This is a genomic window from Enterovibrio gelatinilyticus, assembly GCF_028683095.1.
Classification (GTDB): domain Bacteria; phylum Pseudomonadota; class Gammaproteobacteria; order Enterobacterales; family Vibrionaceae; genus Enterovibrio; species Enterovibrio gelatinilyticus.
In genome coordinates, this window is the sequence record NZ_JAJUBC010000015.1 from 120,431 (window position 1) to 136,616 (window position 16,186).

A 16,186-nucleotide genomic window follows, 5' to 3' on the forward strand; every position below is an offset into this window, starting at 1 on the left:
TTTTATATCGTTTATTTGATGATAATGCCTTGAAATTACAGCGTCATGGCCGCTAGCCAACCAAAGGCGATCAATGGCAAGTTGTAGTGGACAAAGGTGGGTACAACCGTGTCCCAAATGTGCTCATGCTGACCGTCAGCGTTCAAGCCAGACGTAGGGCCAAGCGTCGAGTCAGAGGCTGGGGAGCCTGCGTCACCCAAGGCTGCGGCAGTGCCCACTAGAGCGATCGTTGCCATTGGTGAGAAACCAAATGCCAAGGCGAGTGGAACATAGATAGTGGCGATAATAGGGATAGTGGAAAATGACGAGCCAATCCCCATCGTCACTAATAGGCCCACAACCAACATTAATAACGCAGCAAGGGGCTTATTATCACCGATGCTTGAGGCTAGTGATGCTACCAAGGTTTCAACGCCACCCGTCGCTTTCATTACTGCCGCAAAACCGGCTGCTGATATCATGATGAAGCCAATCATGGCCATCATATGCACGCCGCGAGTGAAGACATCATTCGTATCCTGCCACTTGATCACACCACCGATGGTGAACACCATAAAGCCTGCCAGCGCACCGACAATCATCGAACCAGTATAAAGCTGAGCACCCAAGGTGGTCGCAATTGCTACGATTGCGACAACAATATTTTGCGGTTTAATTTCTGTTTTTTCAGGCTCTGCCGCGAGGATTTTCTCTTCCGAATAGTGACGAGGTTTGCGGTAGCTAATAAACGCGGCGACTAACACACCAAACAGCATACCCGCAGCAGGTAAAAGCATGGCTTGGGGCACCTGGCTCGCAACAACATCCAGACCATTGTCATGCAGGTTTTTCAGCAAAATATTGTTGAGGAAAATGCCGCCAAAACCAATAGGTAACACCATGTAGGGTGTGATCAAACCGAAGGTCAGGACACACGCAACGAGACGGCGGTCTAGGTTCAATTTTGCGAACACATGCAAAAGTGGCGGGATAACAATGGGGATAAACGCAATGTGAACAGGAATGACGTTTTGCGACGATACTGCAAGCAATGCAAGTGCAACCAGTACCATGTACTTAAGAGCGCTTGTCGCGTTGGCATTGTCTTTACCATTGAGTTTGCGAATAACCGCTTGAGCAAGCAAATCCGTGATACCAGAGCGGCTAATAGCAACAGCAAAGGTACCTAACATGGCATAACTTAGTGCGATGGTTGCGCCACCGCCAAGTCCGCCTTCAAAGGCTGAAATGGTATCGGTTAGCGATAAGCCACTAACCACGCCGCCAAGAATGGCACTAAAGGTAAGTGCGACGACAACGTTAACTCGCAAAAGAGCCAACATTAACATCACACAAACCGCGATAACGACCGGATTCATGAGTTTTTCCCTACTTCTCTGAGCTCAATACGAGCAAAAATTTATCCAAAAATGTGTATACCCAAGCAACCTCGTCATCCCTGATGAGTCAAAGGTAGCTTGGGTATCACCTTGCGAAGATCACAGTTTCCTTTTTTTTGTAACGTTGTCGAGAGGAATTTGTGGAGAAGGGAGAAATAAAGAAAAAGGCCAGCGGGTGCTGGCCTTTTGGGGAGCTCTAGGAGAGTTATTCTAGTACGCTGGCGTCACTTACCGCGTAATCGGAACTGCCTGTTAGGAATTGTACCAACTGGCTTTGCATCTCTGTGGTGTGGCCAAGGTCACTGAAATTGTCTTCTTGAGGAGAAATCACTGTGCTGTGCTTACCACCATCACTGAACTTAGTGAAGTTTCTGCCATTGCTTGTCGTTTGTGACGCATTATCAACAGTGGTTAATTGAAGCTTCGTTGCTAACGGTTCTGTACCCGCAAACGGCGCATCGGTTACCGTGTTTGGCACTGTCGCATCATTTTTTACTTGCTGCATATAAATCGGCAACGCGTCTAAAACGTTGGTGCCATTGATGTCATTCTCACCGACCAAGTTGAATGGGTCGACGGCATCGATCACGGTTTGCGCGGCGTAAGCAAAACTACTAACTAGATCTGCCGCCTTTGTTGCGTCTGTAACACCACTCGTGACCTGAGCAATAATATCAGGGCCAAATGCGTCAGATCCTAACAACAAGTTGGCGATTTGACCGCCAGTATTGGCTGCAGCAACACGAGAGAACTTAAAGATGGCGTCGCCTGCCGCATCGTTAAGCGTGCTATTCGCCATGGCGACAGTACCAAACCCTGTGATACCTCCTAGAGAGTGACCAAATAGAGACGGGTTTGTCACCGCAGTGTTTGCTAGTGGTGCCAACGGTGTGCCTGCGAATGCGGTAACCGACTGAGTGATTGATGCTGCAGCCCTTAGGCCCATGTTGTCCAGCATACTTTGTCTTAAATTGTCACGACCTACGGGTAGGTAAGTGAGATTCAAGAATGCAGTAGGGTCTGCATTGGCTGAGCGTGTGGCATCTAAGCTTCGCTCACCGTGCAAAGGCTGATCAATAGCAATAATCGCAATGTCTTTGGTGAGAGTTTTCGCGCCATTAATAACATTAGCGGCAAATGCATAGGCATTTTCTTTCGCTGACGTAATACCGTGTTGGTAAATCACCAGTTCCATGTCACCTGGTGAGCCAACTAGCGCTGTTGGGGTGAAGAGGATAAATGGTACGTCTTGCAAAGATTTAAGCTGAGGGACAGGGTTATAGCGAGTAATAACACGCTCTGAATCTAGCTGTGAACCGTCTGCTTTGGTTAACGTAAGACCAACAAGCTTGAGTTGCTCGGCAGGGTCTGTTGCCAATGTGGCGAGGTCTACACCTGCCGCAACCAGTTGCTGACCTATTGCAGAAGCGTCATCTGCGTTATCACCACTGAGTACATTGGATACCATTGCCAAGCTTGGCATACCGGATTCAAACGGCGTTGTGTTCCAAGTTGAAGCGTCGGTTTCCAAGAAGTATGGCAGTTTGACTGTGCCTTTCGAGACGGTCACGGTACTTGGCGCATAAGCGGCAACCAAGGCTGCAGCATCGCTGCCATTGTTTGTTTCGATATATGAAGCAAAGTTAGTGTCGGCAGGCAATGCGGTGGCATAGTCCTGACCGGAGGCAGGTACGGACATAGAGTAAGCCGCGCTTAAGTCCACATCATTGGGGTTAGCTGAGTCTTTCCATACTGCGCCGAAGTTACCTAAACCTGCACCCGTCGCAATCGCTCCTTTGGTTGCATATAGTGTGTCGCCGACAGACTGTGTGGTAAACCAAGAACTGTAAATAATGTCCTCGTTCGCGGTTCCCAGTTGAGCAAAGATTGCATTGATGCCTTTGGTCACTGTCGCCGCAGTTGCAATGGAATCATTAACAATGGTGTTCGAGTTTGTCACAAGCGTTGCATACGACGAAGACATGCCGAGCGTGTCGCCATTAGCGTCTGTCAAATCGTTGGTGAGGGCAATAATGTACTCACCTTTCTCCGCTAGTGAGTCAGCGAATTGCACAATCAGACGATCGTTTTTTGCATCAGAAATGACTTGGTAATCCGTGCCATTTGCCAATAACTTTTTAAGAGTTGGAGAGCCCGTTAGCCCTTCGGTCAACTGAGCAACGACGACACCGGATGTCAGCACGCCATCTGCTAACCCTGCTCCAGTAAATGGCATGATGATTGGCATAGAAACTGGCCAGCCGTCCATTGTGCCCATGGCCGCCCTTGGGTCTGCAAGGTTGGCGGCTAACGAAGCTCGGTTACCAGAACTCAGACTTGCCTTCGTCGCGCTAGCATCACTGGTTGGGATGTTCAACGTACCGTCGTTGGTATCCATAAGTAGAAAGCTTGGCCCTGGAATTGTTGCGTTACTACCGGATAGGTTAAAGCTGATTTTTGTTGGCGCTTTCAGGCTTTCTTGAATATAACCTTCTTGAAAAACGCCAGATTCGGTATTGCCGCTCAATTCGGCGTCGCCGCCACATGCTGTTAGTCCAATAGCAGCTGATAACATCAAGGCAAGGCGGGTTTTAGTTGTGTTTAATTGTAGATACATCATTCATCTCCCTCGACTGATGTTTAAAAGGTGTAGTTGGCTTGAACTGCAGCAAGATATGCAGCGCCTTTACCATCGAAGGTAAAGTCGATATTTGAAACACTGCTGCTTTCTTTGAAGCTGTTGGACTTACTGTAGATGTATGTCAAACCAGCATCGAAGGAGAGTTCTGGCGAGTATTGGTAGGTTGCCCCACCAGAGAACCAGTAGCGATCTGTGTCTGGGATACTCAGTGTCGACTTGCCACCTTGCTCATCAAAGGCGAATCCAGTACGGAGGGTCCATGCTTCATCAAGTGTATAAGTTGTGCCGACTGAGTACCGGAATGCATCATCGTATTTTTCGTCTTTTTGGAAACAAATTCCATTGGTGAGTGAACAGCCCGAGCCCGTGGCTTTTAACTCCTTGAACTCACTCCATTGTGACCACATCACACTGTAGTGGACTGCCCATGTTTGATTAAGCTGATGAAAACCCGAAAATTCTGCGATGGCAGGAAGAGGAACGTTAAGATCGCCACTTGTCTTGCCGCCGCCTGGGATAATATTGCCCGAGTTATCAGTGAAGTCGCCATTAAACTCAAGATCGACAGTAGATCGGTATGCAATACCAAAACGATTTTTGTCGTCGACTTCGTATAGAGCGCCCACGTTCCAACCGAATCCCCACGTGTCGCCTTCCATGCTGATAAGCTTGTCGCTGAAATCGTTCGAAACCGCAACAGAGGAAATGCCGTAGTGACGATTCAACTCAGCCATTGCATAAACGATGTTAAGGCCTGCCCCTACACTGAATTGTTCATTAACGCGATACGAGGCGGCTGGATTTAAGTTCACTGAAAGTAGAGACGTATCACCAGCAAGATCGCCAGCATTAAATGCGTCAGGGTAATCGGTACCTACTCCATAAGTGGTGTAAAGACCCACGCCGAATGCCCATTTATCGTCATATGGGTTGACATAATACGATGCCGGAACAACTTGCATAGGTGCAACGTCAGAAGCTTTTTGGCCTGTGGTTTTATCTGTAATGTCAATTTCAGGGTTGACGACATGAAGGGCACCGGACATTTGTGTTTCAGTGAAAAGTGCCATGGATGCTGGGTTACGCGCCATGACAGAAGCGTTATCCGCCATGGCAGCTTCACCTGCATAGGCTCGACCTAAGCCGCTAGCGGAGTGCTCTGATACCTGAAATCCCGCACTCCATGCGGAAGGTGCACATAAAGCGACAGCGATAGCTATCGCGCTTCTTGATAGTTTTTTTGACATACAGCCTCTCATCCAAATTGAGCTTTTAGTTATTAATAAACTAAAGTCCATTATTATCAGTGGTTTGAAAAAAACATTACAGTTTAAAGCAAGCTTCAATCCAATCTGGTCGGATCATTACAATCGTTAATATGTCACGTTGTTGAATAATGTTAAATACCTGTTAATTGTGCTAGTGGTCGGTTATGTGGCGGAGGTTCTGACAATGTTTTAAAACCCATGTTTTAAGTAAAAGCACTAAATAGAAGCTCGCACCCCCGCATGGCTTGTTATTAGGCATTTACAATTAGAAATGAAATGGGTGATAAGTGAACGAGCGTTTGAAATAGCCGGAAAGCGCAGAGTTTTTTGTGTCACATAGGAGGGAAGTAACATTTCACTTTTGTGATATCTGACAAAAAAGCCGACAAATAACCGTCGGCTTTTCTTATATATGAAACATATGGTTAGAAGTTATAGTTTGCACCGATAGAGACGATATAAGCGTCACCGCCCGCTTCAAATGTGAAGCCATCTTCAGATCCCGTTACGCTATCACCGCTCAGGTATGCAATGCCAGCGTCAATAGTCAACGCGTCAGAGCTCGCATATGTTGCTCCAATGCTATACCAAGTACGATCAGAGTCAGGAATACTGAGAGTTCGGTATTCTTCCTTTACTGGACTTTCGTCATATGCAACACCAGTTCTAAGTGTCCATTGACTGTTTAGGTAATGGGTAGCACCAACAGCATAGCGCCAGCTATCTTCCCATTTTTCATCTTTCTGCAAACATTCTCCAGTTTCAGCAGGAGAAACTGTCCAATTTGTACAATCAGAACTTGTCGCTTTTAGCTCCTCAAAGCTACTCCAGCCAATTCTCATCGCACTATAATGTAGCGCCCAGCTTGAGTTTAATTGATGAAAGCCAGAAATCTCGAAAATATCTGGAAGATTTAGTTCAAGCTCTCCAGCGACTGTTTGTTGAGGCTTGGTTAAGGCTGTTGAAATCCCGCTATAATCGCCTTCGAGCGTAATATCAACTTCAGAACGGTAGCCTAAACCCAAACGATTATTTTCATCAATCTCCCACAACGCACCAGCATTCCAACCAAACCCCCAGCCGTCTCCTTTAAGATGAGCGACGTTATCTGTAGGTGATGTGAGGTATGTAGCCACACTATTTAGTGTTGAAAGTGCAGCGCCAGCTTGTCGGTTTAGTTCAGCTTCGGCATAAACGGCGTTCAGCCCAAGACCCAAGCTCCATTGCGGTGCGACTTTATAAGCAAAATTGAGATTGAAATCGACCGTAGTGAGTTCGGTTTGCCCAGCGATTGAACCTGCGACTGAATCAGTCGGATACTCTGTTGATAGGCCAAAATTTGAATAGGTCGAAAAGCCGATTGCCATTTTTTCGTCAATCGGGCGTATGTAATGCAGGTAAGGGACGATTGCGTCTGGAGCGACATCTTTATGATCCGCACTCATCCCTGTAAATGCGGGATTGCTAGTATCAACGCCTGAAGCAGTATTTACCTTTCCATCTACGTCAGGCTGAATAAATGACAAACCACCAGAAACCTGAGCGGAGTCAAACATGGTCATGGCAGCAGGGTTTCGAACTGCTACGGCGGCGTTATCTGCAATTGCTGCTTCGCCAGCAAATGCGCGGCCTAAGCCACTTGCGGAGTGTTCACTGATCTGAAAGCCTGCGCTATGTGCCTGAAAAGCGGCCAAAGCCACAGCGGTTGCAAGTAGAGTACGTTGGGTGATTGGTTTCATCTATTTTGCCTCTTTGTCACTGCCTTGTAAGTTCCCGCCTCTGGTTTGTTTTATGCACTTTAGTGCATGAGCGGGTTGGTCTTAAGCAGTATAGGCACAGACTTGAGATATAGCTGGTTTGTTATCAATAGTTTGAGGGGGAGCAAACCGGATATTTATGCATGGGTGTAGCAGGGGGCTTTTTCCAAAATTGACGTGGTCTTTGTTGAAACGATGACGGGCTGCCGGATTATTTGTGCAGCGCCGCCATGAATGTCGAAGGTAGGGCTCGAATTATTCTTCTGCGGTGTGTGCGGAATCATCTTCCTCTGCAGTTTCAACCTCAAGAACAGGCCAACCGCCTAGTTTTTTCCAGCGGTTTACGATCTCACAGAACAGCTCGGCAGTACGTTCGGTGTCGTACAATGCTGAGTGGGCTTCGCGGTTGTCAAAGGCGATACCTGCTGTTTTGCACGCTTTGGCAAGTACGGTTTGGCCTAACGCCAGTCCACTTAGTGCTGCGGTATCAAAGGTGGCAAAAGGGTGGAAAGGGTTACGCTTTAAGTGTGTGCGTCCCGCTGCTGCCATGACGAAGCTATGGTCGAATGTCGCATTATGCGCCACCATGATTGAGCGCTGACAGCCAGATGCTTTTTGCTCTTTTCTGATGAGTTTGAAGATTTCTTTCAGAGCATGCTCTTCGTCAACCGCACCTCTCAGAGGGCTAAATGGGTCGCGAATACCGTTGAATTCGAGTGCCTCTTTGACTAGGTTTGCGCCTTCAAAAGGTGCGACATGAAAGTGGATCGTTTTATCGGGAGACAACCAACCATCGTCGTCCATTTTTAGCGTGACGGCACAAATTTCCAGCAAGGCGTCTGTGTTCGAGTTAAATCCAGCCGTTTCGACATCGATAACAACTGGAAAGTATCCGCGGAATCGTGCTTTAAGCGTGTTAAGGTTGGTTTCTTGAGTCATGTCTCGTGCAACTAGTAAAAATCAGGCGTGCATTATGGCAGAAGCGCGAGGCATTTTCATTTTCTACTTTGGCTCAACGGCATTAAAATAAACACTAAAGATATGACGTCACTGACCGATATGGTAAATAGCGTTATCCACCATTAGAAACAGGAAACTGCCCTGCCATGAAGAGAGTTACTTCCTCTCCACTGCTGACATTTTTCATTGCTGCAAGTGTGTTGCCGTTGTCGGCGAATGCCAGCAAATTCTATGGCGCAAAACCAACAGAGTCTTTGTGGCAGGTGACCGTGGATACACCTATTGAATGTCGTATTGAACACATGATCCCGAACTATGGGATGGCGACGTTTACGTCGCGAGCAAGCAAAAAAATCAATTTGGATTTTGAGCTAGAAATGCGTCGGCCAATGGGAAAAACAGAAAATGTATCTCTGGTGTCTATGCCTGCGGTTTGGAGACCGGGTGAAGCGGCGGAATACATTGATAGATTGAGGTTCTTTAAGCAGTTTGATGGGTACGTTGATGGCCAAACTGCATGGGGTATGTTGGCTGAATTAGAAGGTGGACGATTCCCTACCTTCAATTTTCAAGAATGGCAAAGCCGTGGAAAGCGCGTTGATGTAGCCCTATCAGCCGTTTCGTTCCAGCAACCTTACAATGAATTTAGCAGCTGCATTTCTCGTTTGTTACCGTATTCGTTTGAAGATATTGCTTTCACCGTTTTGCATTACAATGACAATGGCGACGATCTCAACAAACCATCAATGGCAAAGTTGGCTCAAATCGCAGAGTTTGTTCGATATAGCCCAGATATCGATTTGGTATTGATGGCCACCTACACGGATGGTCGTGGTGCGAAAGCGGCAAATCAACGAATGTCAGAGATTCGAGCTAAGAATCTCGAAGAGTACTTCATGTCCTTAGGCCTGCCGAAAGATCGCATTCAAGTGGAAGCGTTTGGTGAGCGTCGACCGATTGCTGATAACGACAGCCCTATCGGTAGAAATAAAAACCGACGTGTGGTCATTTCTCTCGGTCGAACCATTATCTGATAAACATAATACAGGCACTTAAGCGCAGACAGATTAAATTAACATCTGGGAATGAGCTTCTGGATAGAAGAAAGCCCCGCGTAATAACGTCGGGGCTTTTTGTTTGTTGCTGCCAGTTTATTCGTATCCACCTAGGGTGGTATTAAGAAACCTCTGCTGAGGTGGTGGCTTTCTTGGGTGCAATCATCGCTAGTAACGCCTGCTCGTCGACGGTATCTTGCTGAGAGTCTGGCAAGAAAGATTCTGCGTATTGCAGGTAGACTTTCTGCTCAATGAAGAGGCGGAAAAGCTTGGCATCAACATGCTTGTCTTTTGCCATAAATGCTAGAATCTTAAGTGCCTCACTCAGTGTTTTAGCCTTTTTGTAAGGGCGGTCACTGGCGGTGAGTGCTTCAAAAATATCGGCGATAGCCATGATTCGTGCGTCAACAGAGAGGTTTGTTTCATCTAAACCATAAGGGTAGCCTTTACCATCTAATTTCTCGTGATGACCGCCTGCGATATCGGGTACATGAGCAAGATGTTTAGGGTACGGTAACTTTCTTAACATTTTAATGGTTTGTATGATGTGATCGTTGATGATGAATCGTTCTTCATCATTCAATGTTCCGCGCTGAATAGAAAGGTTATACAACTCACCGCGATTGTACTGAAGTTTAGGGACTGCAAGCTTAAACTCCCAATCTTTGAAAGTCTCGAGTTGTTGTGGCAACCAAGGGATCTCATGATCGACAGAATCTGAGAGCACGCTTTCTTTTGATGGAAGTGCGATATCACCTCGTTGTTTTCGACGGTCTTCTTCTTCCCAAGACAAACCTTGAACATCATCGATGGTGCGATACCAAGTGCGAGAAGCTATCTCTTCTAAACGTGTAATGTTTTTGGTGTCCATGAATTCACCACCAAGATTACATTTGGCGATAAAGGCAAAGTCGTCATCAAGCGTTTTTTGCTCATTGCTTAACCAAGCATCCAAAGCTTCTACTTCTTTTCCACCAACACGCTGCTTCCAATAGCTGATTTCCGCATCGCGTTTGAGTACTTCGAAGCGCGTTCGTACTTCGTGAATGCGATTGTAGATGGTTTCGAGCTTCGTCGCTTTGTCGACCACATATTCAGGCGTCGTGACTTTGCCGCAATCATGAAGCCAGGCAGCGAAGTACAGCGCCTCTTGATTATGTTCATTGAGAGAAAAATCGGGAAAATGCTCTGTATCTTTGCTCACCGCATCAGCGAGCATGAAGGTGAGTTCCGGAACACGTTGGCAATGTCCGCCGGTATACGGAGATTTGGTATCGATGGCGGATGCCATCAGCTCAACAAATGACTTGAACAGGTGTTTTTGAGCGGCCACCTGATCCCAGTTTTCTTTGATGAGGGAAGCAAATCCCAAAAACTGGGTAATAAAATGAATTTTTTCTTCTTGATGATTAGGTGTGTGCTGATTGAAACCAAGGAACACATATCCCACGTTTTCATTGTCGCGGTTATTTAAAGGCAATACCCAAGCACGCTTTAGGTCAACGGGAAGCAAACCACGCTGAATGTCAGTTGATGAAGGGGTAAAGCTGAAGAACTTCTGTCGAGAGATCGCACTTACCATTTGCGGTGATTCTGCCAGTAGTTTGGAGACGTTGATGGTCGCTTTGTTCGCATGTTCAGGGTAACTGGCCGTTAGTGATAACTGTGAATCGTTGTTCTCGGACGAGGTTGTCCACATCAATACATAGTCTGCCCCAGAAGCTTGGTGGCAGTGAGAGACAATGTCTTTAAGCAGTTCATCGAAGTTGGAACTATTTGATACGCGGTGTAGTGTTTCTAAAAAACCGCTAATGGTGTCAGCCATGACACCAATAGATTCTGACAGTGCCGTGACTTCAGCAATCGGCGATGTGGGTAGCGTGATGTTGGCAAAATCTAGGTTTTTAATTTTCTGGGTTTCTTTACCCAAGGCTTTTAGTGGTCTTGCGATTCGCGCAGAAGCACCTAGCACCATCAGTGTCCCCAGAAGTAACACTAATGCACTGATAATGATTTGGTTGTTTTTTGCATCCAATGCGCTGCCAATGAGTTGTTGCTCTGGAATCGCTTTTGCTAACCACAACCCTCTTTCCTCCGTAAACGGAATACGAACAAGGTTAAGCATCCATGTTTGGTCCATTGACTCTACATTGGTCGTTATTTCATTGAGTTCAGATGCCACGTAAAGTTGGTTAAGGGGTGATAACTCTAGTGCAGTGGATAACTCATTTTGTGAATCCCCTGTGGCATTTGATAAGAAGCCGTTGTGGGCGATGATGTTTCTATTATCGTCTAGCAGGAGAAGTTGTGTGTCGTCTGAATCTGAGAGGTCAGTTAGGAAGTTAGATAGAGAAGCCAGCGTAATATCTGCTGCGATAACACCAGAATTATCAGGCAGTTGTCGAGATAGTGTGATTCCCATTCGCTGTATAAAGAAGTAGAAGTAGGGGTCTGTGATGTAGATGCTTCCGTCTCTGGGGGCAACTTTAAACCAAGGTCGCGTAGTAGGGCGATATTTAATCGAATTTACGTCTCTACTGATAAATTTCAGGCGGCTATCGTAATACGTTCTTAGCTGTGTGCCACTGGCATCGTTGATATCGACCATGATGTGGCTGTTATCTGGCGTTTCGAATTGTTTGCGCATAAATGCTGCGCTGGTTGACCTTATAAAGGCAGAGTTTTCATCAGGGTGCCCAAGGTAAATAGCGAGAACATCGGGGTTTCTTTTCATGATTGCATCAACGGTGCCAAGCCAACCTTGGTCATTTGATGCATGGAATCTCTGGCCATATTCTGAAACTGCTAAAGCATCTAACGCGGTTGTGACAGGAGCAACCAACTTTTGAAATGCCAGCTTCACACGCTCTGCACTCTGTTCAGTTCTGTCCTGCGCGAGTTGTTCGTTAAGGGCTTTAGAGTTTTGATAACTCATCACAATCAAGAATACTGAGAGAATAGAGACAATGATGAAGAAAATACCTGCAATGTGCAGTTGGAGCGTATAGCGACGCTTAGTCATATTTACCATGTCTTAAATGTGAGATGTTGACTAGAGCATACCAGAACATTTTTTTGACAGGATGAATTCGTTTAATCGTTTGAATGTCATCACGAAATCGTGAAATGGATGTATCGCGGTCGAGCCACAATATTGTGGAATCGAGCGATGTACAGATTCAATGAGAGAGAGGAAAACAGTCAGGCAAGAATAGAAATCGTGGGCTGCAAGTACGTAGTGATAACAGCCCACAGGGTATGTTGTTGAAGGTCTCGATTAGTTACCTAACCCAGCAGATGCACTTTTATTTTGAATAAGTTCAATCTTATAGCCATCAGGGTCTTCAACGAATGCGATTTCTGTTGACCCGCCTTTAACTGGGCCAGGTTCGCGAGTGATGTTTGCGCCCGCGGCGCGCAGCGCATCACAGGTCGTGTAAATATCATCAACACCAATGGCAATATGACCAAATGCAGAACCCTGTTCGTATTGAGTGGTTCCCCAGTTGTAAGTTAACTCAATCACAGCGCCGGTAGATTCATCACCGTAGCCAACGAATGCAAGAGTATATTCGTACTGCTCGTTCTCGCTCTTACGCAGCAATTCCATGCCCATAACATCAGTGTAAAAACGAATCGAACGATCTAAATCGCCAACGCGAAGCATAGTATGCAGAATACGACCATTGCTCATGTTGCTCTCCTTAAAGGGGTTTCTGGCAGGCTGAATCAGTTTGATGCTGCCATTTTAATCGATAGAATTTTACAGAAATTCGGACTACTCGTCGGGGTAGATTTTATCTTTGAACTCGCAAAGATCTTCGATAACACAACTGCCACAGCGGGGTTTTCGAGCGACACAGGTATAGCGCCCATGCAGGATCAGCCAGTGATGAACGTCAACCTTGAATTCTTTTGGTACGACTTTCAGCAGCTTTTCTTCTACCAGATCGACGTTTTTACCCATCGCAAATTTGGTGCGATTTGAGACGCGGAAAATATGCGTATCTACGGCGATAGTTGGCCATCCGAATGCCGTGTTCAATACGACATTTGCAGTTTTTCGGCCTACACCGGGCAGTGCTTCTAATGCCGCGCGATCCTCGGGTATTTCGCCACCGTGTTGCTCGACCAAAATTCGACAAGTCTTGATGACATTTTCGGCTTTTGAGTTAAACAAACCGATGGTCTTGATGTATGACTTCACGCCGTCCACACCAAGATCCAGTATCGCCTGCGGCGTATTTGCAACGGGGTAGAGCTTATCCGTGGCTTTATTGACGCTGACATCCGTGGCTTGAGCAGAAAGCAATACCGCGATCAGCAGTTCAAACGGCGAGCTCCATTTGAGCTCGGTTTCTGGATGCGGGTTTTCTGCTCGTAATCGCTCCAAAATCTGAATACGTTTTTCGTTATTCATTTTTCATCCATTGAAAAGGTGGAGTTAGTCGGCGGACGTGATGCGGGCACGCTCAATAACCGTTTTCTCTTTAGGTTGTTTTTTGGCTTGGCGTTCATCAATGACATTCTTGGCTGCAATAATAAATCCAACCGTCAAAAATGCGCCCGGTGGCAACATGGCGAGCAAGAATGGGCTGTCAAAGTGAAACACCTCAATGCGAAGCCCTGCCGCCCAATCACCGAGTAAGCGATCGGCACCGTCAAATAAGGTGCCGTTTCCCATGATTTCACGGAAAGCGCCTAAAACAACGAGTGCTGCAGTCATCCCCATGCCCATCCAGAAGCCATCTAGCACTGCTGGCAACGGTGTGTTCTTAGAGGCAAAGGCTTCGGCACGACCAATAATGATGCAGTTGGTCACGATAAGGGGAATGAAAATACCCAGTGATTGATATAAGCCAAAGGCATAAGCATTCATCAGTAACTGGACACACGTAACCAGAGAGGCGATGATCATCACGAAGATTGGAATGCGTACTTCTTTGGGTACCCATTCACGTACTAATGACACGATTAGGTTTGATCCAACCAGTACCAGTAAGGTTGCAAGGCCGAGTCCTAATGCGTTTGTCACTGTAGCCGATACCGCCAACAGCGGACATAGGCCAAGCAGTTGAACCAGAGCTGGGTTATTCAGCCACAGTCCATTTTTCATTAGCTCATTGTTTTGGCTCATGATGCATCTCCACAATTAAGCGGCTGACGAGTAATCGTGTCAATATTTTGCATGGCATACCACGCTGCATTTCGAGCAGCACTGACAACCGCTCGGGGGGTGATGGTTGCCCCTGTAAATTGGTCAAACTGTCCACCGTCTTTGTAGACAGCCCAACGTTTATCATCAGCACTTTCGACCGATTTGTCACTGAGGGACAGAATCCAATCTGACACATTTAGGTCAATCTTGTCACCCAAACCGGGTGTTTCGGCGTGCTTAAGCACACGAACACCAAGCACAGTGTTATTGGTGTCGATGCCGACCAATACTTTAATCGCACCATTGTAACCGTCTGGCGCAATAGCTTCGATTGCGAGCGCGGTAGTTTTTCCCTCTTTGGTCGCGATGTAAACTGGCATTGGGGCGTCTGTCCCCAAGCGAGTATCTTGCACTAAGGTGCATTGTTTCGCGAGTGCATTGTCATGCAAACCCTTGGGAATGACTTGATTAAGGACCTGCAACAATTGGATGCGTTCTTGTTCAGCAATGGTGTCTTTTGTCAGTGTGTTGGTTACAGCCACTAAGCCTGTTGAAAGCAGCGCTGCCAGAGCCAGAATGGCTCCATTGTTTCGCATTGCGCGGATCATTTGCTTTCCTTCTTGTAGCCGTAAGCGGTGGGTTTGGTGTAGTAGTCTATCAACGGTACGCACATGTTGGCGATGAGAACGGCAAAGGCCACGCCATCTGGGAACCCGCCGAAGGTGCGGATCAAATAGACGAGCGTGCCGATCATTGCACCAAACACCAAACGACCTTTGGTTGTCGTAGAGGCTGATACTGGATCGGTGGCAATGAAGAATGCCCCTAACATGGTGGCACCGGAAAACAGGTGCAGAACAGGAGATATAACAGCATCGGGGCTGACAGCGTACCCGATCGTGCTTAAAACTAATAGCGAACCTAACATGGCGGTTGGGATTTGCCATTGAATAATGCGCTGCTTTATCAGTGCCAGTCCGCCGACGAGGAACGCAAGGTTAACCCAGCCCCAGCCAATACCTGCAAAGGTGTCAAAAACGGGGAGTTGCACTGCTTCTGAGACGGTATTACCTGCTAACAAAGCAGTCTTTACGGTATCTAAAGGTGTTGCCATGGTCATGCCATCGGCGGCAACGCGAAGTTGGTTAACGCTAAAACCGTCAGTACTCAAACCTGTAAATATGCTTGAAGCACTGTCCATGATGCCCAGTGGCTGTGCGATGAGGGAAACCGGTGGTAACCATGTTGTCATCTGAACAGGGAAGGAAATCAATAGGACAACGTAGGCAACCATGGCCGGGTTGAATGGGTTTTGCCCTAGACCGCCGTATAGGTGCTTTGCGATGACAATGGCAAACAAGCTACCAATGACCGCTATCCACCAAGGCGCGAAGGGTGGAATGGAAATACCGATTAACAAGCCAGTCAACAGCGCTGAGTTATCTTGTAAATAGCGCTTTATAGGACGCTTACGAAGGGCAACGATAGCAGCTTCGGCGAGTATGGCAGTCACTGACGCAATGGCAACTTGAAAAAGTACGCCCCAGCCAAAGAAATAACAGAGTGCAGCAATACCGGGTAAAGTGCATAGCAGCACCATCATCATGATATCGCTGGTGCTTTTACGGTTATGGCTGTGTGGACTACTGGCAATAAAAAAGGCCACGGTTACTCATCCTCATTATTAGTATTATTCTGTGCAGCCTTACGCGCTTTGGCTCGGGCGATAGCAGCGGCGACAGCAGCTTTCTTAGGATCAACGCCTGTGATTTCAGGCTCTGAAGCCGCGTTTTGGTCAGCGACTACATCTTCCACTGGGGCTTCAGTTTCAGCTTGCTGTGCGGCCTTACGCGCTTTGGCTCGGGCAATCGCAGCGGCGACAGCAGCTTTCTTAGGATCAACGTCTGTGATTTCAGGCTCTGAAGCCGCGCTTTGGTCAGCGACTACATCTTCCACTGGGGCTTCAGC

Annotated in this window: 12 protein-coding genes and 1 pseudogene; 1 reads left to right on the forward strand and 12 read right to left on the reverse strand. The window is 47.1% G+C overall.

From position 1 onward, the window contains the following. Nucleotides 1–35: 35 nt before the first annotated feature. From LRP50_RS14300 to rnt, 5 genes are all read right to left on the reverse strand, one after another. Nucleotides 36–1,358 (reverse strand): Na+/H+ antiporter family protein, encoded by a 1,323-nt coding sequence (locus tag LRP50_RS14300; RefSeq protein ID WP_274165140.1) that lies wholly within the window; start codon nt 1,356–1,358, stop codon nt 36–38. 226 nt (nt 1,359–1,584) lie between these two features. Beyond that, entirely contained in the window at nt 1,585–3,996 is a 2,412-nt protein-coding gene (locus LRP50_RS14305) for a VolA/Pla-1 family phospholipase (RefSeq protein ID WP_274165153.1), read from the reverse strand. A gap of 23 nt (nt 3,997–4,019) precedes the next feature. Continuing rightward, nucleotides 4,020–5,267, reverse strand: a complete 1,248-nt coding sequence (locus tag LRP50_RS14310) for an outer membrane protein transport protein (RefSeq protein WP_274165141.1) — start codon at nt 5,265–5,267, stop codon at nt 4,020–4,022. 446 nt (nt 5,268–5,713) lie between these two features. Next, nucleotides 5,714–7,027, reverse strand: coding sequence for an outer membrane protein transport protein (locus LRP50_RS14315; protein WP_274165142.1), 1,314 nt, complete (start codon nt 7,025–7,027; stop codon nt 5,714–5,716). Nucleotides 7,028–7,300: 273 nt separating this feature from the next. Then, nucleotides 7,301–7,984, reverse strand: a complete 684-nt coding sequence (gene rnt, locus LRP50_RS14320; RefSeq protein WP_274165143.1) for a ribonuclease T — start codon at nt 7,982–7,984, stop codon at nt 7,301–7,303. Nucleotides 7,985–8,151: 167 nt separating this feature from the next. Between rnt and motY the strand changes: the two genes are divergently transcribed. Continuing rightward, on the forward strand, nt 8,152–9,039 hold the full coding sequence (gene motY / locus LRP50_RS14325) for a flagellar protein MotY (RefSeq protein WP_274165144.1): 888 nt from the start codon (nt 8,152–8,154) through the stop codon (nt 9,037–9,039). Between the two features lie 142 nt (nt 9,040–9,181). On the opposite strand, the gene LRP50_RS14330 is transcribed toward motY, so the two are convergent. The 7 genes and pseudogenes from LRP50_RS14330 to LRP50_RS14360 all read right to left on the reverse strand — a co-directional run. Next, nucleotides 9,182–12,082 carry an HD domain-containing phosphohydrolase gene (locus LRP50_RS14330; RefSeq protein WP_274165145.1) on the reverse strand — a complete coding sequence of 967 codons (2,901 nt, stop codon included), beginning with the start codon at nt 12,080–12,082 and terminating at the stop codon, nt 9,182–9,184. Nucleotides 12,083–12,337: 255 nt separating this feature from the next. Then, the gene (gene gloA, locus LRP50_RS14335; RefSeq protein ID WP_274165146.1) at nt 12,338–12,754 is read right to left on the reverse strand and encodes a lactoylglutathione lyase; all 417 of its coding nucleotides are present in this window, start codon (nt 12,752–12,754) and stop codon (nt 12,338–12,340) included. Nucleotides 12,755–12,838: 84 nt separating this feature from the next. Beyond that, the gene (gene nth, locus LRP50_RS14340) at nt 12,839–13,480 is read right to left on the reverse strand and encodes an endonuclease III (protein WP_274165147.1); all 642 of its coding nucleotides are present in this window, start codon (nt 13,478–13,480) and stop codon (nt 12,839–12,841) included. Between the two features lie 24 nt (nt 13,481–13,504). Continuing rightward, nucleotides 13,505–14,197: an electron transport complex subunit E gene (locus LRP50_RS14345; protein ID WP_274165148.1), complete on the reverse strand. Its 693-nt coding sequence runs from the start codon at nt 14,195–14,197 to the stop codon at nt 13,505–13,507. After that, nucleotides 14,194–14,826, reverse strand: a complete 633-nt coding sequence (gene rsxG / locus LRP50_RS14350; protein ID WP_274165149.1) for an electron transport complex subunit RsxG — start codon at nt 14,824–14,826, stop codon at nt 14,194–14,196. The genes LRP50_RS14345 and rsxG overlap by 4 nt, the downstream gene beginning before the upstream one ends. Next, entirely contained in the window at nt 14,823–15,884 is a 1,062-nt protein-coding gene (gene rsxD / locus LRP50_RS14355; RefSeq protein ID WP_274165150.1) for an electron transport complex subunit RsxD, read from the reverse strand. The genes rsxG and rsxD overlap by 4 nt, the downstream gene beginning before the upstream one ends. Nucleotides 15,885–15,886: 2 nt before the next feature. Then, nucleotides 15,887–16,186: pseudogene (locus tag LRP50_RS14360) on the reverse strand (electron transport complex subunit RsxC); the annotation flags it as partial.